We start from the raw sequence: 9,524 nt of genomic DNA, 5'->3' as shown, positions 1-9,524 counted from the left end.
CATGGATCCCTTCTTCACCGGCATCGAACCCGTCGTCGCCACCCGCATGGCCGGCCTGTCCCGGCAGATGTTCGAGCTGCGCGAACGGCACAAGGAACTGCTGGAACAACTGGACTGCGGGGACGCCGACGCCGTGCTCGCGGCGATCCGCGCGGGCCGCCTGCCCGAACACCCCGGCTACGAAGCGTGGCTGGCGCTGGAGCTCATGCGCGAGCGCCAGCAGGCCGCGCGCGAGCTGCTCGACTGGCATTGCCGGCACCTGCGCGACGATGCGGAATGGCCGGCGATCGACGACGGCATTCCGGACGCCCTGCCGACCGCCTTCCAGGTCCATCCACTCGAACGACACCTGGACGGACTCGGCCTGCGCGGCGAAGACGGGCTGGACGTGCTGGCGCGCGTACTGACGCCGCGCGAGTGGTCGTTCGAGTGGCGGCGCGGCGAGCGGTGGTGGCGGTTCGATACCGCGCCGGTCCCGCACCCCGGTCTTGCCATCGGCACGCCGCACCTGCATCTGCCCGACGGCGCGGTCATCGCGCCGGATCTGGACGTCCAGGCCGACGTTCGCGAGCACGTGTTCGACATCGTTCTCCAGGCCATCGCCGATGGACGCCTGCCGTCCTCCAGCGAATGATCGAGTACCGGATCATCGGCCGGCCGGCATGACCACCGCGCCACGCCTGCGCGTCTGGCCGGGCGTGTTCGCTTGCGCCATGGTCGCGCTGCTGCTCACCGCCGCGATGCTTTGGTGGCGTCCGCCGGTGGAAGCACGCGGGGAATATCTGGCCTTCGGCACCCGGGTCTCGGTGCAACTGCGCGCGCCGAACCGGGAGGCCGCCGAGCGCGCCCTGACCGCAATCGGTCCGCTGCTGATCCACGACCACCGCGCCTGGCATCCGTGGGAGCCCAGCGACGTCACCCGCCTCAATGCCGCGCTGGCGGAAGGCCGTCCGCACCGGGTCGAACGCGACATCGCCGGCCTCATCCAGGCCGCCACGATAGGCGACGCGCGCAGCGACGGGCTGTTCAATCCCGCCGCCGGCCGGCTCATCGCGGCCTGGGGATTCCACACCAGCCAGTACCCGGTGCGCACCGCCGCGCCAACGGAACGGCAGGTGGCCGCGCTGCGTGCGGCGATGCCGCGCATGCGCGACGTGCACGTCGACGCGCAGGGAAGGGTCACTTCCCGCCGCCGCGAGGTGCAGTTGGATTTCAACGGCCTGGCGGAAGGCTATGCGGCCGCTCAAATGCGGCAGCTGTTGCGCGCGGAAAAGGTCGACGACGCACTGATCTACGTCGGCGGTTTCGTCCTGGCGATGGGCCGCGATGGCCGCCGTCCCTGGATCGCCGGCGTGCGCGGGCCCGACGGTGTGCTCGGGGCGATCGATCTGCGCGACGGCGAAGCCCTGTCCTCATCGGGCGACTACCAGCGCCGCCGCGCCGGCAGCGGCCAGAATGGCGGCCATATCGTCGACACGCGCAGCGGCCGGCCCGAGCGGGCCAGCGCCGCCGCCAGCGTGATCGCCATCGATCCGGTGCTGGCGGACATGGCCGCGACCGCGCTGATGGTGGCCGGCCCGACCGGCTTCGACGCGGTGGTCCGGGGCATGCACCTGAACTGCGCACTGCTGGTCACCCACGAAGGCGAGCTGCTGATCACCCCCGCCCTGCGCGACCGCCTGCGCCTGCGCGACGGCACCGCCGCCGGCGCCCTTCGCCTGCGCCCGGGCGCCGATGCAGGCGGCTGCGACGCGACCGGCGGACGGCCGCCGATTCCGATCGAACTGCCGCTCGCGTCCGCCCTGCGCCCTTAACCGGCGAGGAAGCGCGCCAGCCCTGCCACGTCGAACGGCCAATCCAGTTCGGCCCCGTCCGCGCGGCGCAGGACCGGCACCCGCACGCCGTAGCGCGCTTCCAGATCGTCGTCGCCGTCGATGAACGCGCTCTCGAAGTCCGGCACACGCGCTTCGGCCAGCACGGCCAGGGCCAGGTCGCACAGATGGCAGTCGTCGCGCTGGTAGAGGGTCAGGGCTGGGGGCAAGGGTGCGATCTCCGGGTCCGATCTGTTGCGTCGCGGGAGCGGCTTTCACCGGCGACGGCATAGAATACGCGCCATGGCAGTCAGCACCTTCGACCTCTTCAAGATCGGCATCGGGCCGAGTTCCTCCCACACCGTAGGCCCCATGCGGGCGGCGGCGCGGTTCGTCGCGCGCTGGCTGGAGGAACCCGGCCGCCTGCGCGACGTCGCGCGGATCCGCGCCGAGGTGTTCGGCTCGCTGGCGCTGACCGGGCGCGGCCACGGCACCGACAAGGCCGTGCTGATGGGCCTGGAAGGCCATTATCCGAACGAAATCGACCCGGACATCATCCCGCCGGCACTGGAACGCATCCGCGGCAGCAAGACCCTGCAACTGGGCGGCACCCACGCGATCGCCTTCGACGAGAAGCGCGACCTGCTGATGAACAAGCGGCAGAAGCTGCCCTACCACACCAACGGCATGCGCTTCACCGCCTATGACGCCAGCGACGAAGTCATCGCGACCCGCGATTACTACTCGGTCGGCGGCGGCTTCGTGGTCAACCAGGACGACGCGGCGGTGGATCGCATCGTCGCCGACGAGACCCCGCTGCCGTATCCGTTCAAGAGCGGCGACGAACTGCTGGCGCAGTGCCAGCGCAGCGGGCTGAGCATCGCCCAGCTGATGTTCGAGAACGAGAAGTGCTGGCGCGGTGAGGACGAGATCCGCGAAGGACTGCGGGCGATCTGGAGCGCGATGCAGGCCTGCGTGACCCGCGGCATCCGCGAGGAAGGCACCCTGCCCGGCGGCCTGCACGTCTCGCGCCGCGCCCCCACCCTGCACCGCGAACTGGCCAGCAAGCCGGAAGCCAACATGCGCGATCCGCTGACCACGCTGGACTGGGTCAACCTGTACGCGCTGGCGGTCAACGAGGAAAATGCCGCCGGCGGACGCGTGGTCACCGCGCCCACCAACGGCGCGGCCGGCATCATCCCATCGGTCATGCACTACTTCGACCGGTTCTGCCCCGGTTCCAGCGAACAGCGGATCTTCGACTTCCTGCTCACCGCCGCCGCCATCGGCATCCTCTACAAGGAAAACGCCAGCATCTCCGGCGCCGAGGTCGGCTGCCAGGGCGAAGTCGGCGTGGCCTGCTCGATGGCCGCCGGCGGCCTGGTCGCCGCGCTAGGCGGTTCGCCCAGCCAGATTGAGAACGCCGCCGAAATCGGCATGGAACACAACCTGGGCCTGACCTGCGATCCGATCGGCGGACTGGTGCAGATTCCCTGCATCGAACGCAACGCGATGGGCGCGGTGAAGGCGATCAACGCCAGCCGCATGGCGATGCGCGGCGACGGCAAGCACAAGGTGTCACTGGACAAGGTCATCAAGACCATGCGCGACACCGGCCGCGACATGCAGGACAAGTACAAGGAAACCAGCCGCGGCGGCCTGGCCGTCAACGTCATCGAGTGCTGACGGAACCCGGCGACCCGTAGAGCGGAGCTCGCTCCGCTGCCCTTCTCTCCCAACCTTCCGCAAGCCGAGCAAGCTCGGCTCTACACGTAGAGCGGAGCTCGCTCCGCTGCCTTCTCTCCCAACCTCCCCGCAAGCCGAGCAAGCTCGGCTCTACACGTAGAGCGGAGCTTGCTCCGCTGCCTTCTCTCCCAACCTCCCCGCAAGCCGAGCAAGCTCGGCTCTACACGTAGAGCGGAGCTCGCTCCGCTGCCCTTTCTCCGCAACCTCCCCGCCAGCCGAGCAAGCTCGGCTCTACGGGTTGGCGGTGATCGCCAATACGTCATCCAGCAATGCGGCCGCGGTCACTTCCGCACCCGCGCCGGGGCCCTGCACCACCAGCGGCTGGTCCGGATAGCGATCGCTGAAGATCGCGACCCGGTTGTCGGTGCCGCCACCGCCGCACAGCGGATGATCCGCGGCCAGCGTGCGCAGTCCGACGCTGGCGCCCTCGGCGTCGAAACGCCCCAGGAAACGCAGCTTTTCGCCGTTGCGGTAGGCCTCGCGGAAATGCGCGCCCAGCGGCGCGTCGAACTGGCCAAGCGCCTCGTCCAGCTCGGCGATCGTCAGCGTTGCCAATGCCGCCGGCACCAGCGACTCGACCTTCACGTCTTCCGACTGCAACGGCAGGCCGGCCGCCCGCGCCAGGATCAGCAGCTTGCGGCGCACGTCCTCGCCGGACAGATCGATGCGCGGATCCGGTTCGGTGTAGCCGGCCTCGCGCGCTTGCCGCACGAAGCCGGAGAACGGCCGCATGCCATCGTAATGATTGAACAGCCACGCCAGCGAACCGGACAGCACGCCTTCCACCCGATGGATGCGATCGCCGCCGGCGACCAGCGCGCGCAGGCTGCGCAGCAGCGGCAGGCCCGCGCCGACCGTGGCGCTGTCGCCGTAGTGCGCGCCCGAATCCCGGCGCGCGCGCTGGATGGCCTGCGCGCGTACCAGCGCGCCGCCGTTGCCCAGCTTGTTGGCAGTGACCACGTGGATGCCGCGCGCCAGCCATTCGGCGTGCCAATCGGCCACCGCGTCGCTGGCGGTGGCATCGACGATGATGTCGCCGTCGCGCAGCGATTCGGCTTCCGCCCACGGCGGCAGTTCCGCATCGCGCGCCGGCGCGGCGCGGGCGGCGTCCAGCGCAACGGCGGGCGCGGCGGCGCAGGCCTGCACGCTGCGCGAATTGGCCAGCCAGGCGAACTCGGGCAGGCCCTCGACGCGCTCGCGCAGGCGGCCGTAGCGATCCACGAATGCGCTGCCAACCACGCCGGTGCCCAGCAGCGCCAGGCGCGGCGAAGGCCGGCGGCGCGCCGCCGGAAGCTGGACGACCGCGCTCATGCGTCGGCGAGTTTTCGATCGGCCTCCGCGGCGGCGCGCTGCGCGCGCGCCAGGCCGGCGGACAGATCGGCCAGCAGATCCTCGGTGGCCTCGATGCCGACCGACAGGCGCAGCAGGCCATCGGAAATGCCCGCCTTGGCACGCGCTTCGGCGGTCATCGCCGCATGCGTCATCGAAGCCGGGTGCGCGACCAGGCTCTCCACCCCTCCCAGCGATTCGGCCAGGGTGAAGTAGCGCAGGCCTTCCACGAACGCGCGCACGGCCGCTTCGCCGCCATGCAGTTCCACGCTCAGCATCGCGCCAAACCCCTTCTGCTGGCGCGCCGCCAGCGCGTGGCCCGGATGCGAGGCCAGGCCGGGGAAGTACACCTTCGATACCGCCGGATGCCCGTCCAGCAGGCTGGCGATGGCGTCGGCGTTCTCCTGGTGCACGCGCAGGCGCGCATCCAGCGTGCGCAGGCCGCGCAGGGTCAGGAAGCTGTCGAACGGCGAACCGGTCAGGCCCAGCGCGTTGGCCCACCACACCAGTTGCTGGTGCACTTCCGGATCGCGCGCGACGACCGCGCCGCCGACCACGTCGCTGTGGCCATTGATGTACTTGGTGGTCGAATGCACCACCAGATCCGCGCCGAACTCAATCGGCTTCTGCAACGCCGGCGACAGGAAGGTGTTGTCGACCACGGTCAATGCGCCGGCCTTGTGTGCGGCGTCGATGACGAAGCGCAGGTCGGTGATCCGCAGCAGCGGGTTGGAGGGCGTCTCGATCAGCACCAGCCGCGGCGACTGCGCCAGCGCATCGGCCAGCGAGCGCGGGTCGGTCAGGTCGGCGGTGATCAGCTCGAAATGGCCCTTCTTCGCCAGCGCGTTGAACAGGCGCCAGCTGCCGCCGTACGCGTCATGCGGCACCACCAGGCGATCACCCGGCTGCAGCAACGCGTTGAGGACAAGGTTGATCGCGCCCATGCCGGTGGAGGTGATCACGCCGCCAACGCCGCCTTCCAGTTCGGCCAGCGCCTCGCCCAGCAGATCCCGGGTCGGGTTGCCGCTGCGGGTGTAGTCGTACTCGCGCTTGTTGCCGAAGCCGTCGAAGCTGAAGTTCGACGACAGCACGATGGGCGGCGTCACCGCGCCGTAGGCGGTATCGCGGTCGATGCCGGCGCGAACGGCGGCGGTGGCGGGACGACAGTGGTTGTCGCCGGCGGCGTCGAACTGGCTCATGCGTTTTCTCCGTTGCCGCGCAGGGCAGTGCTGAGGATCGCGTCGATGCGATCGGTTTCTTTCAGGAAGGCGTCGTGGCCATAGGGCGAGCGCAGCACGCGCAGGTTGCCCCGCGTGCCCAGCCCCTCGACCAGGGCCACGGAATCGGACAGCGGCACCAGCCGGTCACCTTCGACCGCGACCACCGTGGTCGGCACGCGCACGGCGGCCGGATCGATGCGGTGCAGGTCGATGGACTCGGACAGGCGCAGGTAGGCGGTGACCGGGGTGCGCGCCACGTACTGCGCGCCGGCGGCGTCCAGGTAGTCCTCGGCGGCGCAACGCACGCGGCCATGCACGATCTCGGCGGCGGCGTCGAAGCGCTCCTCGAATTCTTCCGGCGTGCGGTAGCTGAGCATGGCGAACTGGCGCGCCAGCGAAAGCCCTTCCGCGTCGGCGCACTGCAACTGGCCCAGGCTGACCGCGCGACGCTGCAGCGCGCGCCAGGCGGCGGCATACGGATGGGCGCGGTGCGCGCCGCTGACCGCCACCAGCCTTGCCAGCCGGGCCGGATGGCGCACCGCCAGTTGCAGGCCGACCAGCGCGCCATAGGAATAGCCGACGAAGGCATGCAGCTGGCGGATGCCCAGCGCGTCCAGCAGCTTCACGATCGCGTCGGCCTGGTCGGCGGTGTCGATGGGCGCGTCGAGCTTGCCGTCGGCGCCGATGAAATCGATCGCCAGCAGGCAGCGGTGCGCCGGATCCAGCGCGCGGCCGGTGCCGACCAGATCGTTCAACCAGCCCTTTTCCGCGAACGTGGCGCTGGCGGCCAGGTGCCGGTGCGCGGAGATGCCGCCGGCGACGAACACCACCGGCGCGTCCACCGCGCCCGACAGTTCATAGCGCAGCCGGATCAGGTGCCGGCCCGCGTGGCGCATGTCCAGTTCCAGCGCGATTTCGCCACGGCGGGCGGTGATACCGTCCTGGGCAAGGAGAACGGCATCGGCCGTACAGGACGCGGGCACGGAAGACAGGGAAGACGCGGCGGCGGTGGCGAAGCTCATGGCGGTGTCCGGTGAAGAGGGGACTTGCGGCCATCGAGCTTTCGCGGAGCTCGCGTTCGCCGTGCAGAGGCACGGTACGAACCATCTTTCGGGCAGACGCGAAGGTCCCCGCAGGATTTGGCACCGACCACGACGCTTGCGCATCGCTGGTTGCCCCGGCTTCTTCGGGCCTGTCCCTCTGCCGGTCTCGATGGTGACCGGCACTTTGCCAGCGGTTTTTCCCGATGTCAATCGCTTTATGCGGATGGAGCGATAGATCTTCCAGGACGCCCCCCCTCCCGGCTCCGTGACCCATGCCGCATAATCCCGCCATGACCCGGAAATACCTGTTTGCGGGCGCCCTGGCCCTGCTGGCCGGTTGCGCCACCCAGAGCCACCACACCTCCCGCCCTCCCGCCCCGACGCCGACCACCGCCGCCGACGTCATCGTCCCCGAAGCCTGGGTCTCCGCCCCGGTCCCGGAAGACGAACTGGACTCGCTGGCCGCCTGGCCGACCGAAGACGGACGGGTCTGGCTGATCGCCACCGCCAAATCCAGCCACCGCCTGGCGGTGTACGACGGCGACACCGGCGAACGCCTGCGCACGGTCGGCGGCCCGGGCCAGGCACCGGGAGAGTTCAACCGGCCCAACGGCATCGCCGTGTTCGGCGACCTGCTGTTCGTCGCCGAACGCGACAACCACCGGGTGCAGGTGATGCGCCTGCCGGAATTCACCCCGGTGGCGCAGATCGGCCAGGACGCGCTGAAGGTGCCCTACGGCCTCTGGCTGGACGAAACCGGGCCCGGCCAGCTGGATCTGTTCGTCACCGACAGCTTCATGGCCGACTTCCGCACCGGCAAGCTGCCGCCGCTCAGCGAGCTCGACCAGCGCATCAAGCATTTCCGCGTCGAGGAAGACGGGGACGGAAGCGTGCGGTGGCACTTGCTGGGAAGCTTCGGCGCGACGGACGAGGCCGGCGCGTTGCGCATGGTCGAATCCATCGCCGGGGATCCCCTGCACGACCGGCTGCTGATCGCGGACGAGGACCGCCGGATCGGTTCGACCCTGCGCGACTACACCCTGTCCGGGCACTACCGTGGACTCAGCCTTCCCGCGTTCGATGCGGACGCCGAAGGCATCGCGCTGTGGCCTTGCGCGGTCGATCGCGGCTACTGGATCGCGGTGGACCAGCTCACCCCCACCCTGTTCCGCGTGTTCGATCGCACCAGCCTGGCACCGCGCGGTATCTTCCGCGGTGAACAGGTCAGCAATACTGATGGTGAGACCCTGTACGCGGCATCGACCCGGCGCTTCCCGGCCGGTGCGCTGTTCGCCCTGCACAATGATCAATCACTGGCCGCGTTCGACCTGCGTGACGTCGCGCGCGCCCTGAAACTTGGAAACGACTGCCTGCCGTGAACCCCGCCCTGCGCACGTCCCTGCTCTGCCTCGCCGCCGCCACGCTGCTCGCTGGCGCCGTCCCCGGCGAGGCAGCGCGGCTGTACCGCTGGAAGGACAAGCACGGCTATACCCAGTACGGCGACAAACCGCCGGAGGCCGGCGAACTGGTGGATGCCAGCGTGGACGTGCTGCGCTTCCACAACGCCCCCAGCGCGCAAGTGCGGCTGCGGCTGGAACGCAGCGGCCTGCGCTACCAGGCGTGGGCGGACAACCTGCTGCACGGGCCGGTCGAGGTGCGCCTGGGTTTCAAGCGCAACAGCAACGTCGCCGCCCAGCCGGCGCTGCCGGCGACCGCGGTGGTGCCGGCGCGCAGCAGCGTCCTGGTCGCCAGCATTTCGATGCGCGATCCCCTGCGTGGCGGCGATTTCGAACTGGCGCTGGACTCCCTGCCGGGTGATCCCGCCGCGCACGGCCAGGATTACGAATACCGCCTGCCCTTCGAATACGGGCGGGTGCGGGTGGACCAGGGCCCGGGCGGCGGATTCAGCCACAACGATGCGCAGAACCTGTACGCCATCGACTTCGCGGTCCCGGTGGGCACGCCGATCCTCGCCGCGCGCGAGGGCATGGTGATGCAGGTGGAGTCCGACTTCGACAAGGCCGGCCTGAACCGCGAACGATTCGGCGGCCGCGCCAATTTCATCCGCATCGTCCACGGCGACGGCAGCATGGCCGTCTACGCGCATCTCAAGCCGGAAGGCGTGCAGGTGCGCGAGGGCCAGTACGTGCGCAAGGGGCAGCGCATCGGGCTGTCCGGCAACACCGGGTTCAGCACCGCCCCGCACCTGCATTTCGTGGTCCAGGTGAACCGCGGCATGGCGCTGGAATCCATTCCGTTCAGGATGTTCGGCCCGCTGGGCCAACTCCAGTTCCCCAGCCAGCACGCCGGATCCGGTCCCATCGACCCGCCCGCCGGCGCCGCCCCGGCGGACCGGGCCAACCCGCTATAATTCG

At 70.0% G+C, this 9,524-nt stretch carries 9 protein-coding genes and 1 riboswitch; of the genes, 5 read left to right on the top strand and 4 right to left on the bottom strand.

Annotated features, from left to right (window positions below; translation table 11 throughout):
- The first annotated feature begins 1 nt into the window (after position 1).
- Positions 2–634: a hypothetical protein gene (locus tag ACTJI2_RS09945; RefSeq protein WP_440841994.1), complete on the top strand. Its 633-nt coding sequence runs from the start codon at positions 2–4 to the stop codon at positions 632–634.
- A 28-nt stretch (positions 635–662) separates the two neighbouring features.
- The gene (locus ACTJI2_RS09940) at positions 663–1,814 is read left to right on the top strand and encodes an FAD:protein FMN transferase (protein ID WP_440841992.1); all 1,152 of its coding nucleotides are present in this window, start codon (positions 663–665) and stop codon (positions 1,812–1,814) included.
- Here the strand turns inward: ACTJI2_RS09940 and ACTJI2_RS09935 are convergent.
- A complete protein-coding gene (locus tag ACTJI2_RS09935; protein WP_440841990.1) occupies positions 1,811–2,041 on the bottom strand; it encodes a glutaredoxin family protein in 231 nt (76 codons plus the stop codon). The genes ACTJI2_RS09940 and ACTJI2_RS09935 overlap by 4 nt on opposite strands.
- 73 nt (positions 2,042–2,114) lie before the next feature.
- Here ACTJI2_RS09935 and ACTJI2_RS09930 point away from each other — a divergent pair, with 73 nt between their 5' ends.
- Positions 2,115–3,497: an L-serine ammonia-lyase gene (locus ACTJI2_RS09930; RefSeq protein WP_203322385.1), complete on the top strand. Its 1,383-nt coding sequence runs from the start codon at positions 2,115–2,117 to the stop codon at positions 3,495–3,497.
- A 291-nt stretch (positions 3,498–3,788) separates the two neighbouring features.
- Here the strand turns inward: ACTJI2_RS09930 and ACTJI2_RS09925 are convergent, their stop codons facing one another.
- The 3 genes from ACTJI2_RS09925 to metX are packed head-to-tail and all read right to left on the bottom strand — an operon-like array spanning position 3,789 to position 7,128.
- Positions 3,789–4,868 carry a homoserine dehydrogenase gene (locus ACTJI2_RS09925; protein WP_440841989.1) on the bottom strand — a complete coding sequence of 360 codons (1,080 nt, stop codon included), beginning with the start codon at positions 4,866–4,868 and terminating at the stop codon, positions 3,789–3,791.
- Positions 4,865–6,085 carry an O-succinylhomoserine (thiol)-lyase gene (locus tag ACTJI2_RS09920; RefSeq protein ID WP_440841988.1) on the bottom strand — a complete coding sequence of 407 codons (1,221 nt, stop codon included), beginning with the start codon at positions 6,083–6,085 and terminating at the stop codon, positions 4,865–4,867. The genes ACTJI2_RS09925 and ACTJI2_RS09920 overlap by 4 nt, the downstream gene beginning before the upstream one ends.
- Positions 6,082–7,128, bottom strand: a complete 1,047-nt coding sequence (gene metX, locus ACTJI2_RS09915; RefSeq protein ID WP_440841987.1) for a homoserine O-succinyltransferase MetX — start codon at positions 7,126–7,128, stop codon at positions 6,082–6,084. Before metX ends, ACTJI2_RS09920 begins: the two co-directional genes overlap by 4 nt.
- A 78-nt stretch (positions 7,129–7,206) precedes the next feature.
- A riboswitch (SAM riboswitch) is annotated at positions 7,207–7,325 on the bottom strand.
- Between the two features lie 114 nt (positions 7,326–7,439).
- On the opposite strand from metX, the gene ACTJI2_RS09910 reads away from it, so the two are divergent.
- Complete coding sequence (locus ACTJI2_RS09910; protein WP_440841986.1) at positions 7,440–8,528, top strand: phytase; 1,089 nt, start codon at positions 7,440–7,442, stop codon at positions 8,526–8,528.
- A complete protein-coding gene (locus ACTJI2_RS09905) occupies positions 8,525–9,520 on the top strand; it encodes a peptidoglycan DD-metalloendopeptidase family protein (protein WP_440841984.1) in 996 nt (331 codons plus the stop codon). Before ACTJI2_RS09910 ends, ACTJI2_RS09905 begins: the two co-directional genes overlap by 4 nt.
- The last annotated feature ends 4 nt before the right edge of the window (positions 9,521–9,524 follow it).

The organism is Pseudoxanthomonas sp. 22568 (assembly GCF_052044485.1).
Lineage (GTDB): Bacteria > Pseudomonadota > Gammaproteobacteria > Xanthomonadales > Xanthomonadaceae > Pseudoxanthomonas_A > Pseudoxanthomonas_A beigongshangi.
The sequence above is the reverse complement of the archived record's forward strand: the minus strand, read 5'-3'. Positions and strand labels throughout refer to the sequence as shown.

What these genes read in the sequence shown, in the direction of transcription:
- ACTJI2_RS09920 (WP_440841988.1), bottom strand. Translation starts at nt 6,085, where the DNA reads ATGAGCCAGTTCGACGCCGCCGGCGACAACCACTGTCGTCCCGCCACC.
- ACTJI2_RS09930 (WP_203322385.1), top strand. Translation starts at nt 2,115, where the DNA reads ATGGCAGTCAGCACCTTCGACCTCTTCAAGATCGGCATCGGGCCGAGT.
- ACTJI2_RS09945 (WP_440841994.1), top strand. Translation starts at nt 2, where the DNA reads ATGGATCCCTTCTTCACCGGCATCGAACCCGTCGTCGCCACCCGCATG.
- ACTJI2_RS09910 (WP_440841986.1), top strand. Translation starts at nt 7,440, where the DNA reads ATGACCCGGAAATACCTGTTTGCGGGCGCCCTGGCCCTGCTGGCCGGT.
- metX (WP_440841987.1), bottom strand. Translation starts at nt 7,128, where the DNA reads ATGAGCTTCGCCACCGCCGCCGCGTCTTCCCTGTCTTCCGTGCCCGCG.
- ACTJI2_RS09925 (WP_440841989.1), bottom strand. Translation starts at nt 4,868, where the DNA reads ATGAGCGCGGTCGTCCAGCTTCCGGCGGCGCGCCGCCGGCCTTCGCCG.
- ACTJI2_RS09940 (WP_440841992.1), top strand. Translation starts at nt 663, where the DNA reads ATGACCACCGCGCCACGCCTGCGCGTCTGGCCGGGCGTGTTCGCTTGC.